Genomic DNA, 17988 nt, shown 5'->3' on the forward strand with positions numbered 1-17988 from the left:
CCCGCTGCTGCGGGTGGGATGGTACGAGCTGGGTCCGGCGCAGGGGGCGCGCGTACTGGTGGCGGCGCATCATCTGGTGATCGACGGCGTCGGGTGGCGCATCCTGGTGGGGGATCTGGAGACGGCCTACACGCAGGCGCGCAGCGGCGCGGCAATCGCGCTGCCGCCGAAGACGACGGACGTGCAGCGCTGGGCCGAGCAGCTCGTCGCGTATGCGCAGCGCGATACGCTGCGCGCCGAGGCCGCCTACTGGCTCTCGCCCGAACGCGCCCGGATTGCCCCCCTCCCCGTGGATTCTGCCGTCGGCAGCAACACTGTGGCGGATGTGCAGACGCTAACGGCAGCGCTCAGTGTTGCGGAGACGCACGCCTTGCTGCACGCCGCTCCCGCGATCTACCAGACCGATATGCACAGCCTGCTGCTGGCGGCGCTCGCCTATGTGCTGGCCGATTGGAGCGGATCGCGCGCGCTGCTGATCGACGTGGAGACGCATGGCCGCGAAACGATCTTCGAGGATCTGGATCTGTCGCGTACCGTGGGCTGGTTCACGGCGCTCTTTCCGCTGCTGCTCGATCTCGATCGGGCTGATACGCTCGTGCAGGCGGTCGCGTCGGTCAAGGCGCAGATCGAGGCGATCCCTGGTCGCGGCGTGGGCTATGGCCTGCTGCGCTATCTGAGCCAGGATGCAGATGTGGCCGCCCGGCTTCGGGAGCTGCCACAGCCGCAGATCAGCTTCAACTACCTGGGCCAACTCGATGCGGCGTTGTCGCAATCGGCGCTCTTTGCTCCGGCGCAGGAGTCGGCGGGGCCAACCCACAGCCCGCAGGAGCGGCGCGCGCATCTGCTGGAGATCAACGGGCAGATCTCAGGCGATCACCTGCGCCTGACCTGGATCTATAACCCGCACGCACATCGGACCGCCACGATCGAGCGGCTGGCACAGGCAACCCTGGCGGCGCTCCGCGCGCTGCTTTCCGAGCACCCGCCCCTCCCTGCGCCGATCGATGTTTCGCTGGTAAATCTGGATCAGCCGACACGCGAACGGCTCCGCGAGCAGCTTGGAGCGATCGAGGATCTCTACCCCGTCACCTCGCTGCAACAGCATATGCTCGATCAGCGCCGCAACGCGCCAAGGCCGGGGCTGTATGTCATCCATCAAACATTCGCCTGGTCGGGGCCGCTGCACATCGATGCGTTCCGGCAGGCCTGGCAGGCCGCTGTCGATCGGCATCCCGTGCTGCGCACCACATTCGTCTGGGAGCATCTGCCGCAGCCGCTCCAGGTTGTTCATGCCCACGCGCAGGTGCCGGTCACGCTCTACGATTGGCGCAACGCAGCGCCAGCCGAACAGCGCGCACGGCTGGCGGCGCTGGTCGAGGCGATTCGCCATGCGGGCTTTGCGCTGGACCAGCCGCCGCAGATGCGTGTCGATCTGATCCAGGTGGCCGACGAGCGCTTCCAGTGTGTTTGGAGCGTCAGCTATATGCTCGTCGATGGCTGGTCGCTGCCGCTGATCACCAAGGATGTCTTTGTGCTGTACGAGGCATTCGTGGAGCAGCACACGCCGCCCGCTGCCGACGCGCCGCGCTACCGCGAGTATATGGCCTGGCTTCAGCAACAAGATCTGCGCGAGGCCGAGCTGTTCTGGCGGAAGATGTTTGATGATCGCCCGGAGCTAACGCCGCTGGTCGATCGGATCGGCGCGGCACGCCCCGACGCGCCGCCCGCCTACCTCAGCCAGCGCCGCCGCGTGCCCCAATCCACCAGCGCGGCGCTTCAGTCGCTGGGGCGGCAGCATGGCCTGACGCTCAGCACGATCGTTCAGGGGGCGTGGGCCGTGCTGCTCAGCCGCTATACCAGCCGCCAGGATGTCATCTTTGGCGTGACCGTCTCCGGGCGACCGCCTGCGCTGGCGGGTGTCGAGCGCATGGTCGGGCTGTTCATCAATATGCTTCCGGTGCGCGTCAGGCTTGATCCGGCGATCGATCGGCTGGCCTGGCTGCGGCAGCTTCAGCTCCAGCAGGTCGAGCTGCGGCAGTATGAGCATACGCCGCTCGCAAAGATCTATGAGTGGTGCGATCTCGATCAGCGGCAGCCGCTGTTCGAGAGCTACATCGTCTTCGAGAATTTTCCGGTGGACGAGACGCTCGCCGAGCACATGACGCGGTGGCGGATCGGCGGCGAGGTCGATGCGCTGGCCCAGACGGAACATCCCCTGCGGATCGAGGTCGTGCCGGGCGAGACGCTCCAGGTGACGATGTGCTATGACCAGCAGTGCTGCTCATCCGCTGCGATCACGGCCATGCTCGACGATCTCGTCGCGGTTTTGACCGGCCTGGCCGAGGATCTCGCTAACGATGCCATGCGGTAAGCACGGTCAGGATCGTCCAGGCGATCGACCGCCATCACTCGCGTCCACAAACTCGCTGATATAGGCGTACAGCGCAGCCATGGCCTCAAGGCAGCGCCAGCTCATGCTGGCAAGCTCGCTGCGCCGCCGCTCGACGGCGGCAACGGCGCGCCTGGGCTGCCCGGCCTCAAGCTCGTCCAGGGCCGTACGAATCGCGGCAAAGTCGTAGTTGGCCTGCCGGAGCAGCGCCACAATCCGCAGGCGGCGGAGCTGCCGCTCGTCGTAGAGGCGATAGCTGCTGCCCCGTTCACGGATGGGCTGCAACAAGCCCTGCTGCTCCCAGAAGCGCAGCGCCGAAACCCGCACGCCCACGAGGCGCGCCGCCGCGCCGACCCGCACGCGCTCGGACATCTGTGAGCGCGGCGCTGATGGCAGTTGCGCCGCTAAGACCCTGAGCGCCGCCAGCGTTTGCTCAAGCTGAAGGCGCGTGTCGGCAAGCTCGGCGTGACGCTCATCGATCAGCGCGAGCGCGTGAGCACGCCTGCCTTGATGCACCGCCTGCATGATCTGCCGCGCCGATGACCAGCCATACCCGCGTATCAGCAGCCTGGCCGTCTGGAGCGCGACAAGATGCTGGCGCGTGTAGCGCCGATACCCGCTTGGGCTGCGCTCGACCGCCGGTATGAATCCGCTGGCCTCGTAGTTGCGCACCTGCTGCACGCTGATATGCACGGCCTGGGCAAGATCTTTTGTGCGGAGATAGGTGCTAACTATCATGTCAAACTCGAATGTCCCATAAGCGACTTTTGAAGCGTTTTTCTAGCATACATCCTCATCGTGCTGTGTCAACCCTCAACACTTGCATCTGCCTTCTACAATAGATTGTAGTGCAGCAATGAGCAGCCATCGATCTGCCACTCGATCGAGACGCTCACGGTCAAGGAGACAGGCATGACGGATCGCCAGTTCATCGAAGTTCGCGGCGCGCGGGAGAATAACCTCAAGAATATCTCGCTGAACATTCCCAAGCAGAAGGTCACAGTCTTTACCGGCGTGTCGGGGTCAGGAAAATCTTCGCTGGTCTTCGACACGATCGCCGCCGAGGCGCAGCGCCAGCTCAACGAAACCTTCACCTTCTTTGTGCAGGGCTTTCTGCCGCACTACGGCCAGCCCGACGTCGACCGCATCGAGCATCTGAACGCGCCGATCATCATCGATCAGAAGCGGGTCGGCGGTGGCTCGCGCTCGACGGTGGGCACCTACACCGATATTGCCGCGCTGCTGCGGCTGCTCTTCTCACGGGTTGGACAGCCGTATGTCGGACCAGCCTACGCCTTCTCGTTCAACACGCCGCAGGGTATGTGCCCGGAGTGCGAAGGCATCGGCAAGACCGTCCAGCTCGACCTGGAGAAGTTCCTTGACCGCAGCAAGTCGCTGAATGGCGGCGCGATCCTGCACCCGGAGTTCAAGGTGGGCAAGTGGCTGTGGAAGATGTATCCGCTGTCGGGCCTCTTCGACAACGATAAGCCGATCGAGGACTACACCGACGAGGAGTTGCACGCCCTGCTCTACGGCGCCGACGTGAAAGTCTCCTTCGGCGAATTCGGCTCGAAATACGAGGGCCTCGTCGAGCGCTTCACGCGCATGTATATCAAGAAGGACCCTGCGGCGATGGCCGAGCGCAACCGGGCGGTCTTCGAGCAGTTTACCACATCGCAGACGTGCCCGGTGTGCCGTGGGGCACGGCTCAGCCAGGCCGCCCTGAATTGCAGGATTGCTGGCCGCAATATCGCCGAGCTCGCCGGCCTGGAGGCGACCGAGCTGATCGCCTTCTTGCACGGCTTTACCGATCCGGTCGCCGCGAAGCTGGCTGCGGGACTCACCGAGCGCTTGCAGCATATGGTCGACATCGGGCTTGGGTATCTGAGCCTCAGCCGCGAAACCTCCACCCTCTCCGGCGGCGAGTCGCAGCGCGTGAAGATGATCCGGCACCTCGGAAACAGCCTGACCGAGATGCTCTACATCCTCGACGAGCCTACCGTTGGGCTGCACGCGCGAGATGTGGCGCGGCTGAACACGCTGCTGAAGAAGCTGCGCGACAAGGGCAATACTGTGCTGGTCGTCGAGCACGATCCCGATGTTATGGCAATCGCCGATCATCTGGTCGACATCGGCCCGAAGGCGGGCACGCACGGCGGCGAGGTCGTGTTTGAAGGAAGCTACGCAGCGCTCAAGAGCGCCGACACGCTCACGGGACGCTTTCTGAAGCGGCACCTGCCAGGAAGTCATGTGCGGGTCAAGCAGCACGTGCGGCAGCCGACCGGTCGGATGATCATCAGGAATGCCACGCTGCATAACCTGAAGAACGTCACGGTCTACATTCCCACCGGCGTCCTGACTGTCGTGACGGGCGTCGCTGGCTCCGGCAAAAGCACGCTGATCAACGAGGTCTTCCTGGCGCAGCACCCGGACGCGATCATGATCGATCAGTCGCGCGTGACGGCCAATAGCCGCTCGGCTCCGGCGACCTATACCGGGATCATGGACGACATTCGGCAGGTGTTCGCCAGGGCCAATCAGGTCAGCGCCTCGCTCTTCAGCTTCAACTCGGCGGGTAGCTGTCCCAACTGCAACGGTCTGGGCGTGGTCTACACCGATCTGGCATTCATGGAGGGCATCGCCTCCACCTGCGAAATCTGCGAGGGCAAGCGGTTCAAGTCCGAGGTGCTGGCCTATCATCTGCGCGGCAAGACCATTAGCGACGTGCTGGATATGACCGTGGAGGAGGCGCTGGACTTCTTCACCGAGAAGAAGATCAAGGCGGTGTTGCAGGCGATGAACGATGTGGGACTGGGATACCTGAAGCTGGGCCAGCCGCTCAGCACCGTGTCGGGCGGGGAAGGGCAGCGCCTGAAGCTGGCGACCGAGCTGCACAAGCAGGGCAGCGTCTACGTGATGGACGAGCCGACCACCGGGCTGCATCTTTCAGACATCGGCCTGCTGATGGGCATCATCGACCGGCTGGTCGACGCCAGGAACACGGTGATTCTGATCGAGCATCATCTGGATGTGATCCGCCAGGCCGACTGGATCATCGACCTTGGACCAGAAGGCGGCAGCGCCGGTGGCGAGGTGTTGTTTGAGGGGCCACCGGAGGCATTGCAACGCTGCGAGCGAAGTATCACGGCGAGGTTCATCTGACGGCAACCGCGCTCAGCGCAGCCGCGCTGTCCCGCTATCGATGGTCTGTGCTATCATCCGGATCGCTGGGCGGGACAGGTTTCATCGCTGCGTCGGTCATTAATGGGAGCCTCCCGGCGATGTGGTCGGGCGGAGGAACCGAACCGGGGATGAGCGCGGGTGTCCTGCCTCCAACCAGGAGCAGAGCTTCGCAGGAGGAGGCGCAATGCGAACAGGTCATTGTCCAAAATGTGGGTCGGTGACGGTCTATCGGCGTGCGGGTGGGGTGGGTGATGCGCATCTGCATGTACGGACGAGCTGGCTTTCGATCCCCGTCCCGGTAGTAGCCTATGTGTGTACGACGTGTGGCTACTTTGAGCAGTATCTCGATGACGCCACCAAGCTCGCGGAGGTTGCCAAGACCTGGGATCACGTACCGGGAAACCCATAGACCGACGTGGTGGACGAGGAACGATCTGCTTGCGCGTCCGGCGGAACGTCGGCATGAGGCTGGGGAATGGCCGCCCGCAGCGACCGTCGACATGGCCGACGTTCCAGGATGCGTGGCGGTCAGCTCCAGCACGCTGTAGGGCCGTGGGATCGCGTAGACGGCCACGGAGGTTGGTCATGATCGGGATGCACCCTGCCTTTGTGCATCTACATTCACTCTAGCATGCGAGGAGCGACAGGATGCGAGACGATGAACAAGTCGATACCAGCGTGTTGACCACGCTGTTTGCGCACAATACGTGGGCCAACGTGAAGCTGCTGGACTTCTGCGAGGGGTTAAGCGATGCGCAGCTCGACGCCACGGCGATTGGCTGCTTTGGTTCGATCCGCGCTACGCTGGTGCATATTGTTGGCGCTGAGATGAGTTACGTGGAGCGCGTCAACGGCAAGCTGCCGCCGCAGCCGCTCGCGGCAGATCAGTTTCCGGGGTTTGCGGTGTTGAAGGAGGTGGCGCGCTGGGCTGGCGACGAGCTGCTCGATCTGGCACGTTCGGCGCGGGCCGACACCATCGTCCGGCAGCGTCCGCCGCGCATGCGTATCGCATACCCGCTCGCGAGCCTGATCGTCCAGACAGTTACCCACTCGACCGAGCACCGGACGCAGATCTCGGCTATTATCACGCAGTTGGGCCTGGAGCCGCCGGATATGAGCGGCTGGAACTACATGGAGGAGACGGGCGAGCTTCAGGACGTAGAAGCAGGGGAAGGCGCGTCATAGCGCCTCCCGATCGTGCATCGCGCTCATGGTGCTGCTGGGTGCAAGCTGGCTGCATAGCGTGCCGTTTTCAGATGCCCCTCCTTGATCTGGAAGCGATCAGGTTGGACCCAGGCACCACGCTGCCGCCTCAGGAGGCGCGCGCCACTGCATGAGGGCCTGCCCACGAACGATCGGCTTGCTCCACATCACGCCGGTCGACGTGGTCGGAATCCCTCAGGCGTGTGATCGCGCCGATAGACCATGATCGTTCGGAGGAATTCAATCACCACGACACCACCCTGGTTGAACCCCGTCGTACGGAGCGTGACGATGCCCATCGTCGGGCGCGACCGCGACGGCCTTGCCTCCACGACCTCGCTCTGCGCGTACAGGGTGTCGCCCTCGAACACCGGCGCCGGAAGGCGGACATCGTTCCACCCAAGGTTGATCGCATTCTGCGACACATCGGCGACCGAAAGCCCGGTCACGAGCGCGAGCGTGAACGTCGAGTCGACCAGCGGCCGCTTGAACTCGGTCTGGGCCGCGTAGGCGGCGTCGAAGTGAATCGGGTTGGTGTTGACCGTCAGCAGGGTAAACCAGATGTTGTCTGCTTGGGTGATCGTCCGCCCGATCGGATGCTCAAAGATGTCTCCAGGCTCAAAGTCCTCGAAGACACGCCCGCGCCACCCCGGCTTGATTGCCATAGCCCTTCCTCCATCGTAGCACCTGGAAATCGTCCAGGATGCCGCATGCTGTAAGTATACTGCAACGCTGAGATCGACACGCCGAGCACAGACATAGGATCGGTCCGATCGCCGCGTGCTGTGGTGCTCATGTATCCGGGCGCGTTCATCGCCCAGGTCATGGGCGGCGATATGCTGCCGTGGTTCGTGCGGTCCTGCGCTGATGGTCACGGCTGAGTCGCTGGACCCACGTCCAAGAACAGCGCTCGGTGTGACATCCGGCGTCACACACGCTGCACGAGCTGTCAGGCCCAGGCGATAGGACACGCGGGCTGGGAACGGAGACGGAGCGAGTGTGTCAGGGGGCGGCTGGATACATGGGTTGCGCCGCTCTCCGCTGTTTGCTGGTCAGGTCTTCGCCGCAGACTTCACCATAGCGGTGGCGAAGCCCGCCGGTGGGCGCTTCCGGGCGGTTTCCGCCCCAAAGGTGCGCTGCTCCTCCAGCGACAGGCCGCACGATGCGAGAAACTCGGCGACGCGCTCCTTCGTGGGTGGCGTGGTGTCGATCCCGAACTTCCACGGCTCGCCAGTGGCGTTGATCACCGCGCGTGCGTAGCGCATGAAGAGCGACCGAGACGCGAGGAGTTCAGCCGAAAAGTAGTCGAACGCGAGCACCGTGCCAGGGGCCATCCCGGCGACCGTCCGCAGGGTGCGCTCGACGGATGTCCGATCGAGGTACATCGTCACGAACTCCCAGGTGAAGATGCTTGGCTTGCCCGGATCGAATCCTGCGGCTACCAGCTTCGCTCGCCAATCCTCCGTCTCGAAATCGGCTGGCACGTACGTGACCCGGCTCGTGTCCACGCTGGCGTGCTTCAGCATCTCGCGCTTGAATGCCTGCGTCTTTGGCTCGTCGATCTCGAAGCAGCGGACGTGCGCGCTCGCTGGGAGCCGATACGAGCGCGTGTCGAAGCCAGCGCCGAGGATCACGAGCTGGTCGATGCCGGCGAGATGTCGCTCCAGCGCCCGATCGTAGAAGGTGGTCCGAGAAGCCGACTGATGGGCCATCGGGGGCACGCCCGTGTAGGGGTAGCGGTAGATCCTGGGGACGTAGCCCGTCAGCCGGTGCGCCACAAGCGTCGGCGCGGTGGCGAGACGCAAGCCGAGCGGGGAGACGCTGGGCATCACCAGCATCAGCCGCGCGGCAGGCTCGTCGCGTCGCGTGCTCAGCCGGTGCTGCATGTACCGCGTGTACAGCGATGCGAGCACCGTGGCCGATGCGCCTGTCCGGCGGCTGTACGTCACCAGCTTGACGACGAAGAGCACGTATCCGACGATCCCGATGGGCAGCCAGATGATCTGGATCACACGAAAGAGGGTTGCCGCGATACTCCTGCGTATGGTGCTCACGTAGCCTCCTGTCGTCTCTGTCGTGCGTACGGCGAAGATCCCATCGTGCGGACCAGGGATGTATCGTGAAGGGCATGGTCACGCGCAACAGGGTAGCCCAGCCTCCCGTGCGTGTCAAGACTCCGGAGAGAACGCGCCATGCGGCCCCGCCGCTGATCGGGACCGCATCGATGCGGACGTACGCGCCGCCCTGGACGCGCAGCAGCGCCAGGAGCGGGATCTGCCGCAGCGCTGATCCTCCTTGACAGATCTCGATCGATCGTGCTACGCTGTAAGAGCTTTCATAAACGTGTAATCAGCTCCCACGACCATCTTTGCCGTTTCCGACAGCAGGAGGCATGCATGGCTCAGCCGACAATCTACGATGTGTCCAGGCGCGCCGGAGTGAGCATCGCCACCGTTTCGCGGGTACTCAACTCCCCTGATCGGGTGAATCCAGAAACGCGCGCGCGTGTCCTGGCCGCGATTGACGAGCTTGACTTCACGCCAAAATTCGAGGCGCTCGCCCGTGCGCGCAAGCGCGTCGGTCGCATCGGCGTGCTGACGCCGTACTTCACCACCGATTCCTTTGTCGATCGCCTGCGCGGCGTGGTTGCCGCGCTCGTCGGCTTGCCCTACGAGGTGGTGATCTACGATGTCGCCTCAGCCAGACAGCGTGATGCGTATCTGACGAACCTGGCCCTGACCCACCGCGTGGACGGGCTGATCGTGATCGACCTACCCATTGACGAGGCAACCGCATCCCGCCTGGTAAAGCACAGGTTGGCGACCGTCCAGATCGTACCTTCGAGGCTATCCACCACCCATGCCGTCAGTAGTATCGTCCACGACGACTCAGCCGGTGGGCGCATGGCCGCCGACTATCTCCTGGCACGCGGTCATCGCTGCTTTGGGTTCGTGGGCGATGTCGATGCCAATGGTGCGGCCTTTACCGTCTACAGCGGCGACCAGAAGCTCGATCCGTTCCGGCAAACGCTTGCTTTAGCCGGAGTACCGCTGCCCGACGCATATGTCCGCTTAGCCCCCTTTGGGATGGAGCATGCTCGCCAGCAGGCGCACCGACTCTTCGATCTGCCGACGCCGCCGACCGCGATTTTTGCAGGCAGCGATGCCCAGGCGATAGGCGTCATCCGGGCGGCGCGTGAGCGCGGCATCGCGGTACCAGACGACGTGGCAATCATGGGCTTTGATGATATCGAAATGGCTGAGTTCATTGGACTCACCACCATCCGTCAGCAGCTTAAAGAGTCAGGGCGCATGGCGGTAGAGCTTCTGCTGTCGGGGCTGAATGAGCATGCACCAGCGCCACAGCAGGTAGCTCTGTCCTATACGCTCATGCAACGAACATCCGCGTGACGCTTCCCTGGCATGGCGACGGACCCTGCTGGCACAGCCCACAGGCGCGATGTCGCCTCCGCTGCTGGCGGTTTGGTGATGAAAGAGCTTTCACTACGTTGAGCGTACGTTTACCAGTAGCGGGTGGATAACGAAGATGGATGATCCTGACCACAGCAGCGCCACGCACCAGCGAGGGCGGCCACAGCTTCTCTGCTCACCAGGCGATGAGCAGGGATGGCCTGTCATGATATATGTTTTGGGTGATTTCTGTGTGATGCGGGGCAGCCAGCTCGTCCCGCTCCGAGCAGGTGGCAAAAGTGAGACGCTGCTCGCCTACCTGGCGGTCGAGCAGGGCGGTCCAGTCGCTCGATCCGTACTCGTCGGCTTGCTCTGGCCCCACAGCGAGCCTGCTCTCGCTTCGCACTCGCTCAGCAATCATGTGCTGGCCCTGCAAAAGCTGCTTGCTCCTGCGCTGCACCGTTCCCAACCCGTGGTGGCTGAGGGCAGCTTCCTCCGGCTCAACGTCATGGCCGGAATCGGAATCGACCTCGCGTGCTTCGAGCGCCTGGCCCACACCGGCGATCAGCAGGTCGAAGCCGGTGATATTCCTGCCGCCATGCTGTGCTACACCCAGGCTGTGGCATTGTATCGCGGCGATCTCTGTCTCGCGGTTGATATGCGGACGATCATGGAGCGTGAGCGCCTCCGGGCGCGCGTGCTGACCGTCCTATCACGGTTGACCAATTACTGCTTTCGTAATGGTGACGATGCCACCTGCCTGGAGCATCTCTGGCACCTCCTCGCGGTTGATCCCTGTCACGAGGAGGCGCATCGCATGGTGATGCGCTGCTACCTCCGACGCGGACAGCGAGGAGCGGCCCTGCGTCAGTATCATCTTTGCGCCGATCTGCTACGCGCCACGTTCGGCGCTGTGCCCGAGCCCGCGACGAGCGAGCTGTTTGCTCAGATTCGCGACCAGACCGAGGCCAAGGATGCTGCGATGATAGAAACCTGATGCTTTCTGGACGATAACATGACCCTAGCAAGACGTTCGCACGGGCGCTGTGGTCTGCAATGTGCCGTGATTGTTCTATCCAGGCTGCATGAAAGGTGGTCTTGGTGCAATGGCGATAGCGGCAGACGAGGATAGCTTGGCAGATTATCAGTACGTTACGCTGATTGTGCGGCTGACGTTGGATCGTAATGGTCGACTGATCCACGGCGACCTGATTGATTCAACAAGTGCGCGCCGGGGAAGATTTGCCAACGTGTCCAGCCTGACCAGCGCCATTGCCGACTGGCTAAGCGACCGCGAGCAGACCAAGTCTCGATCGGAAGGATCATGACCCGGTGGCAACAACACGGCTCGTCCCCGTCTGGTTGCCTGTCGCAACTCATCCCGCCTCACCCTACCGGAGTGACAGCGTGCTCCCGACGAGCCGCCACTTAACGCCTTGAACCACCTCGTGGCCCATCTCGGTCATATCCCGAATACAGCGCTCCTGCTTTGTAGCTTTACAGAATGTACCTGAGCACATCGTTAGTACACAGATGGGAGGGTCTTATGGACGGTGAGCACAAACCGAAAGGCATCACGCGGCGCACATTCCTCACGGCCTCCGCGACGGCACTGAGTAGCCTGGCGCTCGCGGCGTGTGGTCAAAGCGATGGCGGTGCCCAGTCGGGTGGCACCGCTGGCGGGCAGGCGAGTGCTGCCGCCACGGGAGCAGCCGGAGGCGAGGCAAGTGCTGCGCTCAAAGGCGCTGCTCTCAAATGGTCGACCTGGGGCACACCCGGCGAGATCGAGCGCTTCAAGCAGTTCACCGACGAGTGGAACAATCGGACGGGTGCGAAGGCCGAGCTGATCCCGCTTCCGACGGACTATGAAGGCAAGCTGCTGACACAACTGTCTGGCGGCACCGGGCCTGACATCTTCTACTCCGGCGACAGCACCCTTAGCAAGCTGGTTGCGAGCAACTTGATCGTCGACCTGACCGAGCGGGTAAGCGGGCCTACCAGCAAGTCCAAACCCGAAGAGTTCTACGAAGGAACGTGGGGTCCAGCCAAAACTGCGGATGGCAAGATTTACGGCATGCCGGTCGATTGCAACCCGCTGGTCTTCTGGTACAACAAGAAGATCCTCCAGGAGGCCGGGGTGACAACGCTGCCCGCCGATCTCTACAAGGAGAGCAAGTGGACCTGGGATGCGCTGACCGCGATGCTGGAGCAGGTTGTTGCCACGGGGAAGCGCGGGCTAATCTTCGAGAACTGGTGGGGTCCGAACTGGGCATGGGTTACAACGAATGGCGGCAAAGTCTTTGATGGTAATACGTTTGTCGCGGCGGATGATGCCAAAGCCAAAGAAGCGCTCCAGTTCGTTCTGGACAACCTCAGCGCAAAGACCTTCACCTACTCAGGGTCGCTGCCGAAGGGCCAGGGTTTGGACGCGATGTTCCTGTCGCAGCAGACCGCTTTCATCGCCGCCGGTCGCTGGTACCTGCCGACCTTCAAGAAGGCGGCCAGCATCGAGGCCGATATCGTGCCCTATCCCACCAACACGGGGAAGAAGATCGAGCCGGCTCCCCTGGGCGCCGCCTACCTGGTGCAGAATGTTAAGGCCGCGAACCAGGACGCCGCCTTTGCGTTCCTGACCGATTTCGTCTCCAGGGACGGCCAGATCTTTCGCCTCAAAGGTGGTGGCAATGCGTTACCTTCGATCAAGGGCGCCGACGAGGTCGTCTCAGAAGACAACCTGCCGCCCAACTGGCAGGCGTTCATTGACGCGCGTGAGGTCGGCTACGCGATCTGGTCGGGGCTGGCGAACTATCCAGGCCTGACGGACGAAATCAATAGGACGTTGGATGAGGTCTGGCTCAACGGCGGCGAGGTGGATGCGACCCTCCAGAAGATCGCCGGCATCGTGAAGCAGAAGCAGGGCGCGTCATAGGTCTATGTCGTCGCGGCGGGACGCTCGGCGCGGCGACCCTGGCGCGGGAACAAGACGCACGAGCTGCACATCTGCGACGCCGCTTAGGCCGCCTGGACCCGTTCCGCCGCGTGGCGCTACGAGCAGCAGTTTGCACCGACAGGCGCGGGGAGTCTGCTCGCCCTTCCCGCGCCCGATCTGGGTTGGCAGCGAACAGACGGGCGTGTCTGCCGTTCGGAGATCGTGCGATGAAACGGCGACCAGTCCTCCTTGACCTTTCCCCATTAATGCCTCTTGTCGTCATTCCCGCAGCGCTGGTCTGGCAGACCGGCTCGCTTGATATTGGGTGGTCATTGCCATCCCCCTTCAAGTGGCTCGTGCCTCTTGTGGAGGAGCGCGGCTTAGCGCAGCGCTTTGGAGCAGACGATCGCGCCTATAAAGCACAGGTGCCGTGCTGGATTCCCCGGCTGAAATCCTGGCAGGGCAGGCAGCCATGAGCACGCGGGCGCTGGATCGCTTCGTCCCAGGCAGCACGCCATGCCACCACGGTCGACCAAGCGCACGCTGATTCGTGACCTACCCAATCGTACCATGATCAGACCAGAATTGTACTTAGTTACGCCGCCGCCTCGCCTATTGCATACCCCTACTGAAGTACTAATACTACGGGACGCTATGCCGAAATATCCCTGATTCTGGCTGTATGATCAGCGTCATCCGAGGGGACCGAAGCTGCGAAGCCTTATCTCCCACCATTCTTAGTGGTGTAGAATGTTGATAAGCGTCGTTTTGCTGCATTTAGGTACATATATCCTACGTAACGTGTGTCGTACCGCACCAATCTGGAGGTTACTGGACGTGTTCACCCCCTATCAACGCAGAAATCGTCCCATGTCCATGATGATGGCGCTGCTCGTCATCATCCTCGCGGTCGCGTCGTTTACCGTGCCCGCGTCTCACGTCAAGGCCGCAGCCGAGCCGAACTGGAGCGTTGTCGGCACGCGCTGGGATGTTCCCGCCGACTCGGTTTCGGTTTCAGAGATCGAGCGCTTTGTCAACCTGTGGACGACGCGCTTCCTGGCGCATGACGAGCTCGAGGCCTACCTCAATCGCCCCGGACTCTTCGACGACGGCTTCAACCATCTGAGCGACGAAGCCAAGGCCGCACTGACGGTTCGCCTGATCGAACACTGGCAGGCGACGATCCCAGAGTTCGGCCAGGATGTGTGGACAGGCAATGCCACCAGCGATCAGCAGACGTTTGAAGAGCTGGCGTTCCTCGTTCACGCCGTTATCTTCGATAAAGATGGATTCATCGGCCAGCTCAAGGAGACGGTCAATGAACGGCAGCCACCGGCTTCGGCGCCCGTCGATGCAGGGATTCCGCAGTTTCCCGGCATGAGCCAGGAAGAGATCAACGCCACCTTCGACGCGCTGCACGATACGAAGCGCATCGTGAAGGCTCCGCCGACGACGGAGGCGGCTGACGTAGCTCCGCACACTCCGCCCGCGCCGCCTGTCGTGGACGAGAGCGTGCCCCTGGAGTCGCTGCCGGTGCAGGTGCCAGCGCTGCTTGAGGAGATCCTGGGCAACGTTCCGCAGCTTGAGCCGTTGCCGAGCGCCCCGTCAACCGCGCTGCTCGAATACCTGCTGGACGCCACTACCTACCTCGCGTGTGGATCGGTGGGCAGCGGCCCGGTGAAGTGCGCGCCGGTGCGTACACCGCTCGGAACGCCCGTTCCGCTCGACATCGACGATACGCTCGGCCCCGATGTGATTGCGCATCTGACGCCTACGACCAATCCCGACTTCTTGCTCGGCGGCTTCGCGGCCTCGCTGTCGGTGCGACCCGCGCGCACACCGCTGGCCGCGCAGGTGTTCGTCGTCTATCGCGTCGTCAACGCCGACCTCCAGATCCTGGCCGGCTTCGACGCGCGCAACGATACGCTCGGCGATGTGCAGGAAGCGCGTGTCACGCTGAAGGATACGGCAGCCGCGCTCACCGGCGACGTGCAGCTCCGCGCCGAGATCACGCGGTCCGGTCCCGGCAATAGCCTGACGCTCCTGACGGACTATGCGCGGGCAAGCACGTTGAGCGATCCCACGGCGACCTTGAAAGATCCGACGAAAACGGCGATCAAGTTCGCGCCCGTTCCCAGCGCGATCAAGGCAGATGTCAGGATCTATCGCGCCGGAACGCAGGATGTGATCGAGAGCGCCGTGGACGCCAGCATCTCGCCCACCGTCACGGCTAGCATCTCCATGGATCGTGGCACATCGCACCGCGACATGGTGACGGTCATCGAGCAGTTGCCGACGCATCTCGACCTTAAGGTGACATCCGACAGCAGCAATACCACAAAGCTCACCTACAACGCCAACGCATCCATCCCGCGCATCACGTTCAGCGACGTGAGCGTCCCCAACACGGCAGCTCCGTCGACGAAGACAGCGATCACCGCCGACGTGCGCGGCATTCCCAGCGGGATCGGCCTCACGTTCACGCCGCCGTTCAACGTCTCCTACACGGCATCATCGCGGGTAACATCGGCCACCTTCGGCGTCTCCAAGTACGACACGCAGGGTCTTGCTCAGTCGTTCGGCGGCACGGTGGCAGGCATTCCAACCGCCTGGTCCGTCTCCGGCGTGACCGATCCGCTCTCGGTGTCGTACAGCGCCAACAGCGCGATCGACTCGCTCTCGACCGCCATGTACGACCGATCGCAGGCGCTCACGGCCTCGGCGACGGCGACGGGCATTCCCAGAGACATGCGCATCGACGTGGACGACGGCCTTGCGAAGTTCTCTGCCAGCGCGCCCATCGCCAGCGTCTCCGGTACGCTCTCGAAGCGCGGGCTGGTCGCAGCGGTGCCGTCGTCGGGCAATCACCTGAGCGTCGCCTTCAAGCAGGCCTCGACCGGCACGGACTTTGTCGGCGCGAGCTTCAAGATGAATCAGGTGAGCTACGTCGAGTACAAGCGCTCCAGCCAGTCCACATTCGTCGATCTGCGCATGGGCGGCGGCGGGCAGTTTATCGCGCAGGGCGACCTGAACTTCCTCACCGGCGAGCGCGCCTATCTCTACGCGACGCTTTCGGCGCTCCCGTCGAGCATCCAGGCCACCTTCGGCGAGGGCACCACCGTCACGACCAACAGCAATCCCGACCTGCAAGCCTACGCCGAGTACGGCACGCAGGCCGCGCTGAACGCGACCCCCGCTCCGCCAACGGTCCACGGCATGGCAGTTCGCGACGGCGCATCGGGCACGGCGCGCGCGGTCAAAACGTCGCTCTGGCTGACGGGCCTGCCCTCGTCGGTGACAATCGACTCGCGCAACAACATCTACTCGCTGACCAACTGGCGTCCGACGCGCAACTACCTCGTCGCGGACGTGGAGCTTGATAACTTCGTCTCTCCCGCGCTGGATGCGTACGTTCAGTTGAATGGCATTCCGAACCCGCAGACGCTCTCGTTCACGATGAAGACCGAAGATCTGACCGGCGGCGCGAAGCGCACCAAGGTCGATCTCACCCAGACCGCCGCGATGGGCTCGCTCTGGGCGGATGCCACGTTCGGCGTGAACCACGGTCGGCTTGAGGTGTCGAACATCCCTGACGACATCCATGTCGCGTACACGCTCCAGAACGGTCAGTCCACCCTCGCCTGGGACGCCACCGCGCCGATCTCCAGCATGTACGCCGGCTTCCGCGTCGTGCCGCAGAGCGCCAGCTTCCAGGGCTACGTGTCGCTCTCGCAGCTACCATCCGACTTCACGATGACGGTTGGACGCGATCCCAGCGGCAACGGCCCGACGATCGCGTACTCGGCCAACGCCAGCACGCTCGACGGCAGCGCGTATTCGGACGCCAGCCTCTTCGGCGGCGACCTCAAGGCACGGCTCTCGTTTGGCATCACCGACCTTGGTGCCACCACGAATGTCTATCCTTCGGGATCGGGCGTGCGCTTCACCTCATCGCCGGCCACGGGCTCGCTCTACGCCAGCGTGTGGGGCTCGTACAACTACTACAAGGCCGACAGCGGCGTGTGGGATGAGGGCGGGTTCCTTGAGTTTCCGTGGGCCTACCATGTCGGCGTCAACCCGAAAGTCAACAACCTCGCGGTGACGCTGACCGGGTTCTCGGACTTCTCGCTCACCTGGGGCATTACGTCGAAGCTCGCGGGCGCATACTCGCAGTTCTCGTTCGGCTGGTCCAACATGAGCGTGTACCTCGACCTCTACGCCTACTTCGCGATCCGCGTTGACTGGCCGTGGCCCTTCGGATCGAGCACGATCACGCTGGTGAACTACGAGACACACCAGACGGTCCCGGTGAATGTGCAGTTCCACAGGTACACCAACCACGAGGGCTACTGGTTCGGCACGAGCGGCTGGGCGATCTGCGATTGGTCGCTCTCGGCGACGCTCCGCCCGCATCCGCACGGCACGTCCATGAACAGCGTCGCCGTATCGTCTGCGACGGCGGAAGGTGGCGCGTGGTATGTCACGCCCAATCCGTACGGCCTGGTGCCCAACTGGGGCGTCGATCTGGTGACACGCTACACGTCACCCGATGGCGGCAGCGGTCCCGGCCTCAACTTCGACTACGACTGTTTCTAGTCGTATCTCGCTTCGGATCAGCGACGGACCAGCATATGCGCTGGTCCGTCGTTTTGCTGTTACATTGCGGAGGACGGCCTCGGCTGATCCCGCCGGATCGTCTACTGCCCCTGCCAAGTCAGGATCATGTCGAGGGTATCACGTGCCAGCAGGTTCGGATCGATGTTCGCCTGGTTGAGGCCCACCGCGATCGTGATCCCGCTCTCCGGCACCTGCCATACGGCGGCGCGGAAGCCGGCGATTCCGCCGATGTGGCCCAGCACCGTGCTCAGCTCTTC

Annotated in this window: 11 protein-coding genes; 8 read left to right on the forward strand and 3 right to left on the reverse strand. The window is 63.2% G+C overall.

What is annotated here, in order from left to right; genetic code table 11:
- A partial coding sequence (locus VFZ66_18500; GenBank protein HEX6291181.1) for a condensation domain-containing protein occupies positions 1-2371 on the forward strand: 2371 nt, incomplete at its 5' end.
- Between the two features lie 6 nt (positions 2372-2377).
- Here the strand turns inward: VFZ66_18500 and VFZ66_18505 are convergent.
- The gene (locus VFZ66_18505; protein HEX6291182.1) at positions 2378-3127 is read right to left on the reverse strand and encodes a MerR family transcriptional regulator; all 750 of its coding nucleotides are present in this window, start codon (positions 3125-3127) and stop codon (positions 2378-2380) included.
- Between the two features lie 174 nt (positions 3128-3301).
- Between VFZ66_18505 and VFZ66_18510 the strand changes: the two genes are divergently transcribed.
- Positions 3302-5551, forward strand: a complete 2250-nt coding sequence (locus tag VFZ66_18510; GenBank protein HEX6291183.1) for an excinuclease ABC subunit UvrA — start codon at positions 3302-3304, stop codon at positions 5549-5551.
- Positions 5552-6220: 669 nt separating this feature from the next.
- Positions 6221-6757 carry a DinB family protein gene (locus VFZ66_18515; protein HEX6291184.1) on the forward strand — a complete coding sequence of 179 codons (537 nt, stop codon included), beginning with the start codon at positions 6221-6223 and terminating at the stop codon, positions 6755-6757.
- Between the two features lie 185 nt (positions 6758-6942).
- Here the strand turns inward: VFZ66_18515 and VFZ66_18520 are convergent, their stop codons facing one another.
- Together VFZ66_18520 and VFZ66_18525 are read right to left on the reverse strand one after the other, a co-directional pair.
- Entirely contained in the window at positions 6943-7440 is a 498-nt protein-coding gene (locus VFZ66_18520) for a MaoC family dehydratase (GenBank protein HEX6291185.1), read from the reverse strand.
- A gap of 387 nt (positions 7441-7827) precedes the next feature.
- On the reverse strand, positions 7828-8829 hold the full coding sequence (locus tag VFZ66_18525; protein HEX6291186.1) for an SAM-dependent methyltransferase: 1002 nt from the start codon (positions 8827-8829) through the stop codon (positions 7828-7830).
- A gap of 342 nt (positions 8830-9171) precedes the next feature.
- On the opposite strand from VFZ66_18525, the gene VFZ66_18530 reads away from it, so the two are divergent.
- From VFZ66_18530 to VFZ66_18550, 5 genes are all read left to right on the forward strand, one after another.
- Positions 9172-10185, forward strand: coding sequence for a LacI family DNA-binding transcriptional regulator (locus tag VFZ66_18530; GenBank protein HEX6291187.1), 1014 nt, complete (start codon positions 9172-9174; stop codon positions 10183-10185).
- Positions 10186-10411: 226 nt separating this feature from the next.
- The gene (locus VFZ66_18535; protein ID HEX6291188.1) at positions 10412-11182 is read left to right on the forward strand and encodes a bacterial transcriptional activator domain-containing protein; all 771 of its coding nucleotides are present in this window, start codon (positions 10412-10414) and stop codon (positions 11180-11182) included.
- Positions 11183-11270: 88 nt separating this feature from the next.
- Positions 11271-11513: a hypothetical protein gene (locus VFZ66_18540; GenBank protein HEX6291189.1), complete on the forward strand. Its 243-nt coding sequence runs from the start codon at positions 11271-11273 to the stop codon at positions 11511-11513.
- Positions 11514-11689: 176 nt separating this feature from the next.
- On the forward strand, positions 11690-13114 hold the full coding sequence (locus tag VFZ66_18545; protein HEX6291190.1) for a hypothetical protein: 1425 nt from the start codon (positions 11690-11692) through the stop codon (positions 13112-13114).
- Between the two features lie 870 nt (positions 13115-13984).
- On the forward strand, positions 13985-17710 hold the full coding sequence (locus tag VFZ66_18550) for a hypothetical protein (protein ID HEX6291191.1): 3726 nt from the start codon (positions 13985-13987) through the stop codon (positions 17708-17710).
- Positions 17711-17988: the final 278 nt, after the last annotated feature.

The organism is Herpetosiphonaceae bacterium (genome assembly GCA_036374795.1).
GTDB lineage: Bacteria > Chloroflexota > Chloroflexia > Chloroflexales > Kallotenuaceae > LB3-1.